Below are 15,757 nucleotides of genomic sequence, written 5' to 3' on the forward strand. Positions count from 1 at the left end.
ATCACGCCGCCCTGGACGCCCTTGCGCCAAAGCGAAACAAGAGCTGCTCCACTTCGGCGGCCGGCCTGGCACCGCTGAACAAGAATCCTTGCACCTCGTTGCAACCTTCGGCCCGAAGCCAATCGAGCTGCTCCGTGGTCTCCACCCCTTCCGCTGTCGTCGTGATGTTGAGGCTCCGGCCGAGGCCCGAGATCGCCCGCACGATGGCCCCGCAATCGGAGCGTTTCGCCAGATCCTTGACAAAAGAGCGATCAATCTTGATCTTGTCGAAGGGAAAGCTGCGCAAGTAGCTGAGGCTCGAATAGCCCGTTCCAAAGTCATCCAGCGATATTGAGACGCCGAGCTCGCGGAGCTGGTGCAGGATCGCAAGGTTTGCCTCCGTCTCCGCCAAAAATACCGATTCGGTGATTTCAAGCTCGAGCCGCTTCGGGGCCAAGCCGGAATTCGCCAGCGCTGAAATCACCACCTGAACCAGATTGCGGCTACGGAATTGCACCGGCGACAGGTTGACCGCGACCTTGATCTCTAAAGGCCACTTTACCGCCTCTTTACAGGCTTCGCGCAGCACCCATTCTCCGAGGGGCCCGATCAGCCCCATTTCTTCCGCAAGGGGAATGAATTCGGCCGGCGAGATCATGCCCTTCCCTGGGTGCGGCCAGCGCAGAAGCGCTTCAAAACCTGAGATCTTGTCGCTCGCGATCTCGACCAGGGGCTGATAGTATAGCTCGAACTCGCTGCTGGCAAAGGCGCGGCGCAAATCAAGCTCCATCTCGCGCCGTCGCTGCACCTGCTGATCCATCTCCCGCTCGAAAAAGCGATGCGTTCCGCGGCCATCCTCTTTGGCGCGATAGAGCGCGATATCGGCGTTACGCATCAACTCGGCGCTGCTCGCGCCGTCGCCTGGTGACAGCGCGATTCCGACCGAGGCACCGATAATGACCTCGTTATCGTCAATCTCGTATGGCGCACTCAATGTTCTGATCAGGTCGCCCGCGAATTGGCTCACATGCGTCGGCGAGGTATCATCCGTGAGAATGATCGAAAATTCGTCGCCGCCGAGCCGTGCCGCCAGATTGTTGCCGGCCACCCTGGACCGCAACCGGTCGGCCACTTGCTCGAGCAGGCGATCGCCGATGAGGTGGCCGAACGAATCGTTGACGTTCTTGAAGAGGTCGAGGTCGATACACAGCGCCGCGACGCGGTTGCCGACTGCATTAGCGCTTTCGAGTGCCTCTGCGAGCCACCTCTGGTGGAGTGCGCGGTTGGCCAGGTTGGTCAACCCGTCGTGAAGTGCCATATGGGCGATGCGGGCCTCGGCCTTGCGCCGTTCGGTGATGTCGACCACCACAACCAGATAGCCCTCGCGTCCCTCGATCATAAGGCGCCGCCCAAAGGTCAGCGCAGAAATCTCAGTGCCATCAGCCCTGACATGGCGCCAGGGATGTTCAGACTGAGAGATGTCGCCCGCTTCTCGCAGCGCTCGCGTATAGCTGACCCGCTCGTCGTCTGGCCAGATCTCCTGAACTTTCATTCGCAGGAAGGTCTCGCGAGCATAGCCATAGTGCAGCACTGCCGCGTCATTGACCCTCACGAAGTCCATTGTCTCGGCATCTAACGCCCACATCGGCATCGGATTACTGTCGAACAGCAACCTGAACGAGGCATCCCGGCGCTTGAACGACGTAACGTCGGAAATGACCACGGACACGATGTCTCCGAAGGCACTGAGGCGCAAGCGCAGGCTCTGATCACCGTATTCGAGCTCGAACTCGTCACCGAATTCATTCGCGACCGCGGCGCCCAACCGCTCCATCACCTCTTCCGAACAAAGCAGATGGTCTGAATTGCCGAGGCGCTGCCACAACAGGTTGCCCTCTTCCACATCGAGGAGCCTTGCGGCTGCCTGATTGTGGTGCACAACTTGAAAATCAAATGGCCTGCCTGCGGGATCGCGAACGGTTGAGAGCGAGATAACGCCATCGTCGGTCTTGCAAAAGATTGCATCGATCAAATTGTATTCTGTAGCGCGCTCGTTGACATAGACGCCGACCAGCGTACCGGCCCAACGCGATAAGGTCGGCAGCGCCAGCACGTCGTAGGTCCGTACCATGCCGGCTTGCACGCAATGAGCGGTTGCGAGATAGGGATGGTTGTTTGCAATCGAATTCGAGGCCGCCCCGGTGAGGGCTGTCGCGCAGTCTGGACGCAACGCATCAAGCGGAATGTCCCAGCGGGCATCGCCCAACCAGTTCTGCACATAACGGCCAGTGCGCGAAACAGTAAACGCGCCATTGTCACACCTGAGCAGCACAAGATGATCGGCAAGCCGCCCGAGGCTCCCCAGCAGCACATTTTCATAGCGGGGAAGGGTTTCGCCGGGCTCGAGCGCAGCTTGCCACTTGCGCCGCAGGATTGGCATGTCATTAAGCAGCCTGGTATCTGATTCCACGGATTGCCTGTTAGCAGCACTCATCACACGCCCCACTGACCTAAGCTTCCTGCCCGGGGTGCATAAAATCCAGCTTGGCTTAATTCGCTCTTAAAAGACGAGAGGGTCGCGCTCTAGCCCTGCTGATCGATGGCGTTGCCTGGAACATCAGGCCCGATCGCTTTCGCGCCTCACAGCGCAGAAACTCTGCGGCGATAAGGCAGAATTCGACGAAAAGCGTTTGCCAGCGCCACGGTGACGACGAGAACCTTCGTAGCTAACGATTTGAGCGTCACGCATTCTAGGAAGGAGCGCCGTCAGTTTCGCGCGAAATTTTTCGTCGGATTGTCCGATTTGTGCGACCACTAATTATGGACGGTCGCAGGCGTCAGCAGGTCCACAATGTTGATTGTGCTTGAAAGGCCGTCCCAGGGAGATGCACGATAACTAAGCGCATGTTAAAGAAATGTGACGGTTGCCAGCGCGAGGAGGCCACGCATGAAAAAGAGCGATGTGACGTGCTCGGAATGCGGTGCTGGCTTTCGCCGTCTTGAGCTTACGTCTGAACGCGGCATCCAAGGAAACTACCACTGCCCTGCTTGCGGCACACTGATCAAGGAGCTCGGAGCGGCTCACCTCGTGCTTTATCGCTTGACTGTACAGCCTTCCACCAAAGCGATCCGCAATCAATAACGCGTCTGAGTTGCCCTGGCCTGGTTAAGGAGCCTGAGTTGGTTTCGCTCACTGTTGGTGTCTGACAGTGCGCATCAAATATCAAGCCGTTGCTGGCGACGGATGCGACGGCTGGTTCGGAGCCCGCGCGGGCCGAGGCGAAGAGTTCGGCCTTTTTCTGATTGAACGCGTCTTCGGTCCCGCGGATGCCCTGGAGGCTCGTGATGACGGTACCGAAGACGGCGAGGCCTCCAAGCGTCTGCAAGACAGCGGAGCGGACCTTCGAACGCATCTCGATGATCTTGCCCAGGTCCTCCGGCGGAATGGGAATAAGCCTGCCGTCTTCACCTTCCGCGCGATGGATGGGTCCGGAACGCGAATAATCAGAGTGATCGAGACGACCACATAGAGCGCAATCGAGGTGAGGAGGACATCCACCGGGATGTACAGGCCCCATAACGTCAGCCCTGCGTCCATCGCTCACCATGCCTGTGTTGCGAGCTCATCCGCCGGCATCAATCTGCAAGAACACTATCGAGCAGATGTGCAAGGCGTATGCCCGCCTTTTGCAAGCGCTCCCGGATGATGACGTCGCTCTTCGCCAGATACGCCCCATCGATCGTCACGCTGCCCCCGTCTGGTGGATCGCAGGATTTCCCATGGAAGGTGCAATAGCCGGTTTCGGCTGCCTCGCTGATGGCGAATGATTCATTCGCCCAGGCGTGAGGATCGGACGCATTCCACTCGGCGATTTGCTCGTCCGTGATGGCGTCGAGCAGCTTGTCGGCCGCAAGCTTCACATCCGACCAAACCGCGTGCACTACGAGGCCATTATCCCAGGTGGAATGAAGATTTCGGCGCGTGGCCGATTGCGCGATCTTGCCAACGAGCGGCGGGGTTTCGGCTATCGCCGCCTGTTCGTGCTGCTGCGGCGGGAGGGCGAGCCATCGGGGATCAACCGGATCTACCGGCTTTATTGCGAGGAAGGGCTCACCGTCCGCAAGCGGCGGGCTCGCCGCAAGGCCGTCGGGACCCGAGCCCCGATCCTAGTCGAGGCCAAGCCCAATGCCCGCTGGTCGCTGGACTTCGTCCACGACCAGTTCGCCAATGGTCGACGCTTCCGCATCCTCAACATCGTCGACGACGTCACCAAGGAATGCCTGGGCGCCATTCCGGATACGTCGATCTCGGGGCGGCGCGTGGCCCGCGAACTCGCGGCAATCGGCGAGCGACGCCGCAAGCCAGTGACCTGCCACTGAATTTTCATCCAGCGGCAGTTAGAGTCTCGGGGTTTTTGCAGCGAAGATCAAGAGAGTACGGATTGCCCATCGATACTGGCTTCCGTCCAGCCAGTACGGTGAATCAGAAACCGACTGATTTGGGAATCTCAAATCGATTCAGACTAAACCCATCCCGCTTTAAAGAGCCCCGGGCGCGGGGCATCTTTGCTGCTTCTCCCTTGTCAGCGCATCAAGCCGATCCAATTGACCCGCCAACCCGGTAAGGCTCCGAGCTATGTTCTTCATCAGGAAGGCGCGGTCTGAGGAGGTGTTGGGGTTCTGGGAGAGGGCTCTGTACTGGCGTGCAAACTCTAAGCATTGCGCGGCGGAAATCATCTTGCCTCCGAGGGCCACAAAAAAGATAAAACTTTCAACCTCCGGCTTAGTTCCATGAACGCGAATGACTATAGAATGCATCTGCTTCGGAGGCAACGTTCCCCGTCCGGATCGCCGCGACCCCGGACACAACGGAAGCGGGAGCCCCACTAAGGTGCGGGAGGTAGGGCTCCCGCGAGTGGAAAAATAGAACTTGCCTCAACCGATGGCGATCCAGTTTCAGCGGACGCCCCGCCCTCAGCTTCATTGGACTCTGCATCCCCACGGTCGCCAAGACCGCACCGGTAGGGCCGGATTGGGTCTACGAAATCAATCACGGCAGCTACCGGCTCATGGTGCGAAAGCACGATGACCGCGTGCGGATAGGCCTGCCATGACTTCCTCCTTTCAGAAGCAAGCGTCGGAAAAGCGCACCGCTTCGGCAACGGGCGCCGCAACAGACCATGTCATTCGTTGCCCGCAGTCAAATTCAGCAGCGTCTGTGGAAGCGCAGGAAGACGCCGGGTGGGATGAATTCTATCATGGCGTTCGTTGGACGGAGGTGAGTCTACTACAGGCCTTGCGCCAGCTTGAGGAGCAGAACGGCGACATATCGGCGACTCTGTTCGACCAGAATGGTGTTACTCCGAGCGCCTACTATTTTACGAAGCGCTTCGGTTCGCTGACCAATGCAAAGGACCCTGGCGAACTCTCCGCTGGGGGACGATCTCGCATATAGCCGATCGGATAAGCCTTGAACTTCTTCTTCGAGGGCTTGCGCCTTCGACCTCCGGCAATCGCCTGATGCCGTGGCGCTGGAGGCAACGATGCAGAGATGACCGCGTAGATGCGTGATGGTCGGCTGCAGCGTATAGAGGCAATCGTCGAGTGGCAGCAGCGTGTGCCGCCGGAAAGCGACGATAATCGCCTCCTCCTCGATGGAAAGGACAGTCGACTTAGTTTCCTTGGGGCCTGTCGGCAGATCGGTGACAGTCCCGCGCTGCTTCCACTTCAAAACGTCTTCTGGTTGATTCCGTAGCGCTTCGCGAGGGCTCTCAGGCTCTCCTGACTATTTTGTATTGCTCGACGGACTGCCTCCGTCCTGGTGGCGCAGCCGTATCTGGGACAAAACACCTAGCAGGATGTTGAAGAAGTCTTTGAACGGCGCGCGATGAATGGGATGTTGTCACCGTTGAGGAGGCAGATCTCCCCTTCGAGTGAGCCGTCATCCTTTAGTTCGGCCCAACCATCACCCTCGGCGGGCTCCATTTTGTCGTTTCCTTGCCAGCCGAACTCGACGGTATCGCCGTGGCAGGCTCCAAGAATGGAGCCAGTGAGGCAATCGAAGGCAAATTCGCCGCCGGCCTCATCGAACAGGATGTAGGCGCCCGCCAAGGCCATGTCGTAGCCCGGCGTCTGGACCACCTGCCACCTGCCCCGAATGCTCAAGCCGGTGCCGCCAGAAGCTTGGGAAGCCGGATCAGATTGTAGGCTGCAAGCGCCAGGACGAAGGCGGCATCCACGCGGTCGCGGCCTCGCAGCTTGACCTTGGCCAAGCCAGCGGAACTCTTGATCCAGCCGAAGACTTCTTCGATGCGTTTGCGGCAGCGTTGGCTGACGTCGTAGCCGCTGTGACGGGTGGTAAGCGCGTCGATCGCCGTCTTGCGCCGCTTGCCGGTCTTACTCAGATGTCCATCAATCGCGATATGCGGGGTAACCGATCTATCTCTCAGGTCGTGCACGAACTGCGTGACATCATAGGCCTTATCCGCCCCCCGAGTGATCCGCTTCGCGCACCTCCGCCTGTCGCTCATGGCAAGCGCAATCTCCCGTTCGGCGGTGCCCGTCGCTTGGCTCACCCCACCCAAAACCGCTAAACCATTGCGGTTCTCCATCAGAGCATGGCCCATATAGCTCAGCTTGGCTGGCTGGCCGTCACCCTTCTTGTAGAGCCGCGCCTCAGGATCGGTCGTGCTCGCATGGGTCTCGTTGGATCGCTTCTCCTTGTGGAAGCTGCGCTCGGCGTTGCGTCCCGGACCATCCTCGTCCTTATCGCTGCCATCCTTCTTCCGGAAGCTCTTGATCGAGGCCCAGGCTTCAATCAGCGTACCATCCACCGAGAAGTGATCGCTCGATAGCAGACGCTTGACCTTTGGCTGCGCCAAAAGCGCGTTCAGGAACTTGGCCGCAATCTCGCCTTCGAGCAGCCGGTCGCGGTTCTTCGAGAAGGTCGAATGGTCCCAAACCGCATCGTCCACCCCAAGCCCAACGAACCAGCGGAACAGAAGATCGAACTCTATCCGTTCCATCAGATGCCGTTCCGAGCGAACCCCATAAAACGCCTGGAGGAGCATCGCCCGAAGCAACTTCTCACCCGTAGCGGATGGCCGACGCGAACTCGAGCCTCCAGGTCCACATAACTGAAAAGCGAGCCAGACCGTTCGTCACTCCCCCGCGTCGCGTCCCCCAGTTAAATCCTGGTCCCAGAGAATCACGATACGAAGTGCTTCGCTATCGACTTCTTCAACAGCCTGCTAGAGCTCGTTCGTCGCGCGCCGAAAGATGCATACGATGATCGCTGAGAACTGGCAGGCGATAGATCGAGGACGCGATTGACGCACGTGAGATGCTGCCAGGCAAATGCGAAATCCCACTTCAACCACGCCGAAAAGACTACCCCGGCTCCGACCCCAAAAACGTCTTGCTGTACCCTTCCGGCCACCGCGACGACGCGCTCCGCGATTGCTGTGGGCTGAACCGTGCGCATCGGCAACGATTCTGCCGGGACGCACTGCAGCTGAAAACCTGAGCCTACCTCGTATTGCTACTCGATTTGCTACGCGCTCTCAGCGCGCGCGATGATTCGCTGCGTTTGTATTCCCACATCCGCCGATTACTCGCATAGTGCGTGTGGTACGCTCATTCTGAGCGCGTCACGTGAGCTATGGAAATCAGTAATGGCTGTGTACTTGGTCACTTGGGATCTAAACAAACATAGGGCGAACTATGCGCAGGCACGACAGAACCTGATCGATCACATTTCACGCTAGGGTCACACTAAGGACGATGGGCCTCGATTCCGTGTGGTTCATCCAAGCACCATCGACAGCTGAGGCGCTATATGCCGACATCCGAAAATACATGGACAACGCAGACAGGCATATGGTCACGACCTGGTGAGTGGTCAGTATCGTGGTCGATTGTCCCAATCGGTCTGAGACTGGATCTACGCGCACATCTAACTGAAGGCCTTTACGCCTCAGGCCCAAATCCGAGTTTAGAACGCAAAGCATGAAAATGAGTTCATGGGACGGACTAAGCCCCGGCCAGTTTTTGGCGCGAGTAGGGTTTTCAATCGCTATCACAGCTGCAGTTGCCGTCGGCACATTCGTCGCAATCCGCTACATTGTCGGCTTCTATCGATGATCGCAGCTCGCAGTGCTCAAGCACTACGGCCCGCGATTGCAATGCTCGCTTGGCTCTGCAATCGTCGGTGGCTAGGGCTTTGCTCTCATTTCAGGCGGGGAGCTCAGTCGAGGACCAAAATCAGTGGCGATCAACCCATTGCGGTCACCGAGACCGCGGACGGCACGCAGATCGAATCCGAAGGCACGGTACGGTCGCAGTGGATCGCATCCGGAAGATAACCCTCGCCAATATTTTGCGCGTACAATCTTTCGACGGAGGGTGAGTTCGTCACCCATAGGATCGAGTTCATCCACGGCGGCAACGCCATTATTGGCTATTCAAAGACCGGGAAGCTGATGGTGGTTCGAAACAAATAGTCTGACAAACAGTGTGGACGGTAACCACATCATTCTCGATGACGTCGACTGAATGGCGCGCGCGGCTACCGGGCAATCATTGCGCGATCAAGATCGCGAATCAGAAAAATTCGAACAAATCCAGCGCAAACGCCGAAGATCTGCAGCTATTCATCCTGACTCGTCATTAAGACTGCGGTTTTCACAGGACGCGCGACTATGCAATATCTCGATTTGCTATTTCTGGTCCTGGGTGGTCTCACGCTCGGAGGCCTCATCGGCGCGCTGATCAAACCTCTCTTCGGCCGTCGCGAGCGCGGCGTGGCCCGCACCGGCGAACCTCGAAAAAAGCGCGGCCCCTACAAAAAGCGGACACCTGCAACGGCTATCTAACGCCATGAAAGGCACGCCGTATCTAAGTTATTCTAGCACGCAGAATCGATATGTTGATCATATGGCGTACGTACCCGCCCACGTTGCGTACTCATTTTTGTGTCGCACGAGCCACCAGAGTATTCGCGATATCGATCCCCCGTGTACCGCCTGCACGGGTGGTCCCTTGCTACGCGCGGCGCTCCGGCTGTGGGGCGAGCATTTCCAGGCATGGCCATATGGGCCCGTGCTTGGTCGCTGTATCGCGAATTCAAGGCGAACCGATCCGAGTGCAGTCCGAATGGGCTCGCTCAAAAGTTATCCATCAACAATTTAGTTGTGTATCCAACTCAACACAACTATGATCTCCAACATAAACTTTTTCCTGCGCCACCTTTCGAGCTGCTCGCACGAGCTGCTTTTCACAATGCATTTCATAGTTTCTGCGGTTGTTTGTGGATTGGGGGAAATCAATGGAGAATGGCCCAACGCGGCGCTTCGTCGTAACGGCGAGTAAACCCAAGGGTAAGCTGCTTTCTGGGGTCAAGGCAGCTCTTGAGCGTCTCGGACCGCTCGGATGGGAGGCGCTGCTAGAGCACCACGGGCTCGATCTGTCCGCGGATGATCTCGCACACGAGCTATCGCGACCATTGACCTGCATAGACAGGTCCTTCCCCGGCTTCGAAGATTTCGCCCAAGAAGGCAATCGCGGCGTCGAGCCGGGCGCGCCCGCCAGAAGTCTCCTATTTCACGCCTTTGCATCCCCTCGGATCACGAGCTTTCGACATCGCGGACGCCTCACGAAGCTGAAGGGATTCCCCACCCTCACGGAGATCGAAGCGATCGAGAATTACGTATTCGGCCATCAGCCGCCTTCGATCGACGATCTGCGCGCTCGAGCCCAAGGGGCACGCCTGGCCATCGTAGTCTTCGCAACCGAATACAGGGCGGCGCTGGGGACGGTCCATGGTCGGCATGCCGACATGGTCTTTGCGCGAACCGGATCGCTCGGATTGGTACGGAGCCGCCGCTGTACGACGGAGCAGCACGCGGGTTTCTCCCATTCGTAAAAGACAAGGACACCGGTATCCGCGTACTTCCTTGTCGATACGCCGCATACGTCGCCTGTCTGGTGCCAGGAAAGAAGGGCGCTCACGGCCCTCTCCGCTTTATCGACGGAGACGTTCAGGAGAGCGGAACGTCGGGAAGAAGCGCGCTGCGGGCCGGCTTACAAGATGCACCCGAAGCGCTACGCGTGGATGAGCCCGGCGACCACAATCGACGTTTCTGGGTGCCGCTTCACAAGCTATTCTCGGGAGGTGAATGCCTTCTCGACCGTGACATCGAAGTGCGGTTGTCCGCTTCCCATGTGAACGAGAAGATCAGGCGAGCTCACCTGAAGTTTCTCTCCAATGGACACTTCGGCGGGTGGTCTGAGCCCGCTTTGAGCGATGCCCCGTTCATTTTCCATGATGGGATCGCGGACTTTTCGGCCGAACCCGACGACGGCGGTTGGCTGCTACGACCCTTCTCTCACCCGCGACTGACCGAGCCCGCCTCCTACAAGGGCGAGCCACTGACCTTTTGCGTACCGAAGACTCCCGATAGCGGCGGATCTTGGCGTGCTTATCAGTCCAGCTTGAACCTACTTCCGCAACCGAGCGGAGCCCGCTCGGCACCGGAATATCTCCACGCACGACACGCGATAGCCGATGATGGATCGGAGCGAGACCTCAACGACGAGCCCGACATCATTAAGCTCGTCGAGGGTGGAGGGTACCGGGCCCGCCACTACGTCGACTTTACCGGCGACGGTTGGATCGACGTCGAGTGCCCCGAAATCGCGCTAGATCTTCCTCGCAGAATCCCGGCCTATTCGATAGTCGCATCGCCCGACTTCTTCCCCCTGGTCGATCAGACATCGCTTATGCAATGGGCTGATCAATCCGTATTGCCCTCGTTGATGCACTCGCTTTGGGACGCGCCTGGATCCAGCCTTCCCCAAGCTCTCTCCGACCAGCGATACGCCGCCAATCTGCAGATCAGTGGCGCGAACTTCGATCCGGACGACGATACGATGACCGCCATCGTTGGTCCCTTCGGCTCCGGCGCCGGCGCGCTCTGCCAGCTAAAGTCCGTAAACAACCACCGCGCTTCGATGCTTCCCGATGGAGCCGCTGGCGTTTTCGCACCGGGGTGGGATGTTTCTTACGACAGAACGTCTGAGACGGATCCCGAAGACACCGGCAAAAAGCTGGCTCCGGGGGTAACGTTCCTTACCAATTACGGGCTCGGCTCTCCCTTCATGGAGGATAGCAAACTGTGCGCGGCTCTCAGCTCGTTCTGGCCTGCGGCCGCACCGGACATCACTCGTACTTTTGCCCCAAGCAAGAACTATGCAACGGCGACGCCGCTGACCGACGAAGTCATCGGACTGGGATCGAAGCCGCCATGGGACGGGGTCCGGGGGCCGACCCTCAGGCAGAAGGAAGGAAAGGTCGAATACGCCTCCCTCGCCTACGCGGATTATGTCGAAAAGGCGCTCAGCGGAGGGTTCGATATAAGCGAGATAGGAAAGACGACCGTCGAGGAGTACGTCGCCAGAACCCTGACCATGGGACTTGTCTACCGAGCGCTCGGCGTAGAGACGCACGACGACAAACTCAAATGGTCCGTTCTCAGCTTCCGCATGGCCGATCCGTCGGACGCCGACTTGCTGGCTGCCCAAAAGGCAACGGGACGTCGTCTAAACAAGCATTTCACATACCGCTACCTCGTATTTGACCATGCCGATCGCGGAGCCGCCGACCCGACCGATTTCAAGAAGGTGTTGGTCAACTTTGGATCGCTCAAGCTTCTCTTCGCCGATCCGACGCTCGTATTGACCAAAGATTCAGCGGCCGATTGGAGCGCCAATGAAGTCCGACGCTGACATTATAGTGGTCGGCGGGGGGCCGGCCGGATCGGCGGCGGCGATACATGCGCGCCAATCGGGGCTGACCGTCATCGTCATTGAGGCCGACGGTCAGCCGCGGCGTAGACCCGGTGAAACGTTGCATAGCGGCGCCGCTTCGATACTGACAGCTCGGCGTCAGAGAGGCGTTCGAACACGATATCGGCGGTCGCTACGGATCCATTCAAGTCGAGTGGAGCACCGCCCGATCGAGCGATCGAGGGTCGATACCATTGGCAGCGGCCAGCGGGTTTCACATCTTCAGAGACAAATTGGATGCTGTCCTCATAGAGCGGGCGGAAACGTTGAGCGCGGATGTGCGGCGCCCCTGTCGTGCACTTCGTCCCATTGTGCGCGACCAGGAAGTGGTCGGAGTAGAGACCGACTCCGGCCCTCTCGAGGCGTCCTTTGTGATCGACGCCTCCGGGAACGGCAATTGGTTTCGAAAGAGCTACCCCTCGCGAGTAGACGTCCTATCGCCGCGCCTGTTAGCTCGTTACGGATATTGTCGAGTTGACGATCTAAGAGACTTCGGCTCCCCCTCGATCAAGGGCGACCAGAGCGGCTGGCAATGGATCGCCCGCGTATCGGACGATACCCTTGCCTGGGTCAGCTTGGCTCTCCCCGGTGCTTCCGCTCGCCCGGTTAAGCCGACTGCGCTCGCTGCGCTCGCGGACGTGAGCCCGACGCGCGGAGCCGACGTTACTTGGAAGCGAGCCGATGCATACTCGGGCCCCGGCTTCTTCCTTGTCGGGGACGCAGCTTTTCAATTGGATCCAGCCGCAGGCCACGGAATTTTGCGGGCCATGATGAGCGGCATCATGGCGACGTACCAGGCGGCTGCAGCGATCAAAGGCAGGGTCGGTCCAGATGAGGCTGCGCAGCTCTACCGCGGTTGGATGGCAGAATGGTGGAGGCGCGATACCTCCGCACTAACCGAGATGTACCTCAGATTGGACGCAACGTGGGATCGATCAAGCAGTACCCGTGAACATCACCAGTCGGAGGCAGGGGCATAGCTATGACAAAGACCAAAATCGTCGATATTCGGAATCATGTTTTCGCTCCGGCGGCGATCGAAGCGGACGATTTCGTCGTCTGGAGAAATCTCGACGCTGTACCACACACCGTCGAGACCGCTCCCGACGCCAGTTTCTACTTCAATGTCGGTCCTCTTGCGACAGGCGAGGTGTCCAGTCCGGTTTGGTTTGGAAAACCAGGGAAATTTCCCTACCTATGCCGATATCACGCGGACATGACCGGCGAAATCGAGGTTGTCGCTCGCGGAGCAAAATTGCCGCAGCCCGCGCAAATGGATGGCGGACATCACGACATGCCCGGGCACGATATGCCCGGACATGGAGGGCACGATCTCTTGCATTTTCATGGCTTTGTGACCGGAGGCCGATCGGGGACAAAACTGTACATGTCCCATACGCCCGTGATCGCCGACGATCGTCACCGCTTTCAAGTCATTCTGCGCAGCAGCTTCGTCGAGCAGAAGCACCGCGACATCTACGACAAGCTCAGGGCCTCGTCATTCGGTGCCGGCAAAGTCCAAATATTTCACGATCATCTCTCACTAGTCGATATCGGCGACGGGACCATAAAGGATCTGCCGCAAGCATCGGTCGAATATTATCCTCCCGAAAGCCCTGACGGGATCGCCGTCCCTGGCCTGGAGGAGAACATTCCGGTCCGGATCGACCGGGTCCTGCATTTCCATCAGTTCGACCCGGACGCCAGCTATCCTCTCGGCCTGAGATATCTCGTCTATGGCGATGCCGACGACGTATTCATGGACCATCACATCATAGGTGCGCCAAGCTTCCATTCAGTCGCAAAATTGAAGGATGTGCCCGCGTTCTGGGAACCGACCAGGTTCGACGGCACGGCTGGAATTCTAATTCCAGAAAAGCGCATCGTAGACGTCTCTCCAAAGGTCCTGCGCAAAGTCGCTTTCGTCGACAATGCCTATCACCTCGCCTACCTGCCGCCATCGGGCGCATACAGGCAACCGCCACCAGACCCCTTGATCCGTCGTGACGGAACGCCTCCGATTTATGACGTGACCGTGGACGGCGCCGGCAGTGATCGCGTCACAATAGACAAATTCATTCATTTTGATGTCGCGCTGCTAAACAACCGGGTCGTCATCGCCTAGGAGTACATCGCTTTGAGCATATCGCGCAGAGACTTGATGAAGGTAGCAGCAGCGTTCGCGGCTGGGGGAGGCTCTGTACGATCCGTCGCTGCGGCTTGCACAGTAGGAATTACGCCGAATCCGAGCTCGGTCATGCCGCGCATGCCCCTCGAAGAATTCGTCGAGACCGCGAGCCTGCTCGACTCCTTGAGACGCGGCGTCAGGGAGATGAAGAAAAGGAAACCGTCCGATCCATTGAGTTGGTTCTTTCAAGCCGCGATCCACGGCGTCCAGCTGGATCCTACGGACCTAGGTTACAAATACTACAAGGCGGCCTTGGACCAGGATCCTGGAGTGGCGCAGGTCGATCAGAAGTACTGGAACCAATGTCCTCACTTCGGGCAGCATTCCGCCGACTTCCTACCGTGGCACCGGGCCTACACGTTCCACTTCGAACAAATTCTGCGGGAGCATACCGGCGACAGCAACTTTTCGCTTCCCTATTGGAATTATGGCCCGAGAACGAACCGGAAATTTCCGAAGGCGTTTGGAGTACAGCATCTGGACGGCAATCCCGGCAACGACGCCGATGAGAACATAAACCCACTATTCATGAAGGAACGCGACTTCTACCTGACCTACTACGAACATCCCCTAATACCGAACATGCCGCTGCTGGAGCTGTCCGACGCTGTCGTCGACAACACTTCTGCTCTGGCCACGGACATCTTCTTCGGTACCACAGAGGATACCGGTATCGGAGGGGGAATAGCGGACAACAACCCTGGAACGCGGGGACTGCTCGAGAGCCGGCCTCACGACAACATTCATCGTGTTGTCGGGGGAATCATTCCCGGAGCTGCGGTTGGCCATGACCAGAATGGCCATGAGATAGAGGTCGATGCGCTTGGCGCCATGGCGCAACCGCCGACCGCGGGCTTCGATCCGATCTTTCCGGTGCATCATACCAATATCGATTGGATATGGACTCAATGGAGCGTCATGCCAGGCAAGAAGTGGGGTACCCTTCCAGACGCCTCTTGGTTCATGGAGAGGCCATGGTTCTTCTTCGATGCGAAGGGAAACTGCATCAACGAACCGCGGAAATCATACTTCGATCACCGAGCGCTCGGAGTGAAGTTCAAGTACGAAGACCTGTCCAGCATGCCCTTCCCTTACCCTCCTTTCCCGCGGCGCTAGTGGTGGCAGACAGCGGAACGGCGTCGAGAATAAAGTCTACTCAGGCGGTCGCGACTCTCGATTCGAGAATCGAGGCGGGATCGGCTCAGAACACAACGATCGTATTTCCTTCTCGAACGCTTGATGCGTTACGATCGGCCTCCTTTGACCGTTCTCAGAAACGATTATTGCTCCGAATTTCGATAACGGGCTTAAATAGACTGCCGATCGTCGGCTTCGATGTTCACCTGACCCGCGCGGCTCCAAGCGGGGAGTTGAAACGCACTGATCCGAGTTTTCTTGGCTCCGTACATTTATTCGTCCATGCACACCATGACGACGAGGTCTTTCAAGATTTCACGATTCAGGACCCGACAGTTGTCGATTCCGCGTCTCCGGCCGTCACCTTCGTGCCCGTCGCGCTCACACAAAGCATAGGTACGGGCCGGCCGAATCTCCAAGGAAGCCCGTTAAGGATCACGAGCATCTCCGTTCTCGCGCAGGACCGGTAAGTGACGATAAAGTCCGAAACATTCGTCCAAACATGTCGCGGATGGAGCAGGTGATCCTAATTGCCGGGGCGTTGCGAGAACCTAGCATCAAGATGGTGCTGAAGAAGTACGACAAACAAGCCGCTACCCGCGCAAACGC

12 protein-coding genes and 3 pseudogenes are annotated in these 15,757 nt (G+C 58.3%); 10 read left to right on the forward strand and 5 right to left on the reverse strand.

Translation table 11 applies throughout. From position 1 onward, the window contains the following. Nucleotide 1 precedes the first annotated feature (1 nt). Nucleotides 2-2,473 (reverse strand): EAL domain-containing protein, encoded by a 2,472-nt coding sequence (locus QA642_RS38325; RefSeq protein WP_283081539.1) that lies wholly within the window; start codon nt 2,471-2,473, stop codon nt 2-4. Nucleotides 2,474-2,926: 453 nt separating this feature from the next. Between QA642_RS38325 and QA642_RS38330 the strand changes: the two genes are divergently transcribed. Beyond that, entirely contained in the window at nt 2,927-3,121 is a 195-nt protein-coding gene (locus QA642_RS38330) for a hypothetical protein (protein WP_283081540.1), read from the forward strand. 67 nt (nt 3,122-3,188) lie between these two features. Then, nucleotides 3,189-3,509, forward strand: coding sequence for a hypothetical protein (locus QA642_RS38335; RefSeq protein WP_283081541.1), 321 nt, complete (start codon nt 3,189-3,191; stop codon nt 3,507-3,509). A 106-nt stretch (nt 3,510-3,615) separates the two neighbouring features. Here QA642_RS38335 and QA642_RS38340 read toward each other — a convergent pair whose 3' ends face one another. Beyond that, nucleotides 3,616-3,921 carry a S1/P1 nuclease gene (locus QA642_RS38340; RefSeq protein ID WP_283081542.1) on the reverse strand — a complete coding sequence of 102 codons (306 nt, stop codon included), beginning with the start codon at nt 3,919-3,921 and terminating at the stop codon, nt 3,616-3,618. 39 nt (nt 3,922-3,960) lie between these two features. Between QA642_RS38340 and QA642_RS38345 the strand changes: the two are divergent. Beyond that, nucleotides 3,961-4,344 (forward strand): annotated as a pseudogene (locus tag QA642_RS38345) (IS3 family transposase); the annotation flags it as partial. 745 nt (nt 4,345-5,089) lie between these two features. Continuing rightward, nucleotides 5,090-5,434, forward strand: a complete 345-nt coding sequence (locus QA642_RS38350; RefSeq protein WP_283087155.1) for a hypothetical protein — start codon at nt 5,090-5,092, stop codon at nt 5,432-5,434. Here the strand turns inward: QA642_RS38350 and QA642_RS38355 are convergent. The 3 genes and pseudogenes from QA642_RS38355 to QA642_RS38365 form a co-directional block, all read right to left on the reverse strand. Further along, nucleotides 5,431-5,754, reverse strand: a pseudogene (locus QA642_RS38355) (IS481 family transposase); the annotation flags it as partial. The gene QA642_RS38350 and the pseudogene QA642_RS38355 sit on opposite strands and share 4 nt — an antisense overlap. A gap of 75 nt (nt 5,755-5,829) precedes the next feature. Further along, nucleotides 5,830-6,120 carry a hypothetical protein gene (locus tag QA642_RS38360; RefSeq protein ID WP_283081543.1) on the reverse strand — a complete coding sequence of 97 codons (291 nt, stop codon included), beginning with the start codon at nt 6,118-6,120 and terminating at the stop codon, nt 5,830-5,832. A gap of 20 nt (nt 6,121-6,140) precedes the next feature. Then, a pseudogene (locus QA642_RS38365) lies at nt 6,141-7,165 on the reverse strand (IS5 family transposase). 1,513 nt (nt 7,166-8,678) lie between these two features. Between QA642_RS38365 and QA642_RS38370 the strand changes: the two are divergent. The 6 genes from QA642_RS38370 to QA642_RS38395 all read left to right on the forward strand — a co-directional run bounded on the left by QA642_RS38370 (nt 8,679) and on the right by QA642_RS38395 (nt 15,127). Continuing rightward, nucleotides 8,679-8,852 carry a hypothetical protein gene (locus QA642_RS38370; protein ID WP_167381167.1) on the forward strand — a complete coding sequence of 58 codons (174 nt, stop codon included), beginning with the start codon at nt 8,679-8,681 and terminating at the stop codon, nt 8,850-8,852. Nucleotides 8,853-9,304: 452 nt separating this feature from the next. After that, a complete protein-coding gene (locus tag QA642_RS38375; protein ID WP_283081544.1) occupies nt 9,305-9,901 on the forward strand; it encodes a hypothetical protein in 597 nt (198 codons plus the stop codon). A 185-nt stretch (nt 9,902-10,086) separates the two neighbouring features. After that, the gene (locus tag QA642_RS38380; RefSeq protein ID WP_283081545.1) at nt 10,087-11,763 is read left to right on the forward strand and encodes a hypothetical protein; all 1,677 of its coding nucleotides are present in this window, start codon (nt 10,087-10,089) and stop codon (nt 11,761-11,763) included. Next, nucleotides 11,747-12,301 (forward strand): FAD-dependent oxidoreductase, encoded by a 555-nt coding sequence (locus tag QA642_RS38385; protein WP_283081546.1) that lies wholly within the window; start codon nt 11,747-11,749, stop codon nt 12,299-12,301. The genes QA642_RS38380 and QA642_RS38385 overlap by 17 nt, the downstream gene beginning before the upstream one ends. Before the next feature lie 504 nt (nt 12,302-12,805). Beyond that, the gene (locus QA642_RS38390) at nt 12,806-13,948 is read left to right on the forward strand and encodes a hypothetical protein (RefSeq protein WP_283081547.1); all 1,143 of its coding nucleotides are present in this window, start codon (nt 12,806-12,808) and stop codon (nt 13,946-13,948) included. A gap of 132 nt (nt 13,949-14,080) precedes the next feature. Beyond that, the gene (locus tag QA642_RS38395; RefSeq protein WP_283081548.1) at nt 14,081-15,127 is read left to right on the forward strand and encodes a tyrosinase family protein; all 1,047 of its coding nucleotides are present in this window, start codon (nt 14,081-14,083) and stop codon (nt 15,125-15,127) included. Nucleotides 15,128-15,757 lie beyond the last annotated feature (630 nt).

The sequence above is a fragment of the Bradyrhizobium sp. CB2312 genome (genome assembly GCF_029714425.1).
Taxonomy (GTDB): Bacteria; Pseudomonadota; Alphaproteobacteria; order Rhizobiales; family Xanthobacteraceae; genus Bradyrhizobium.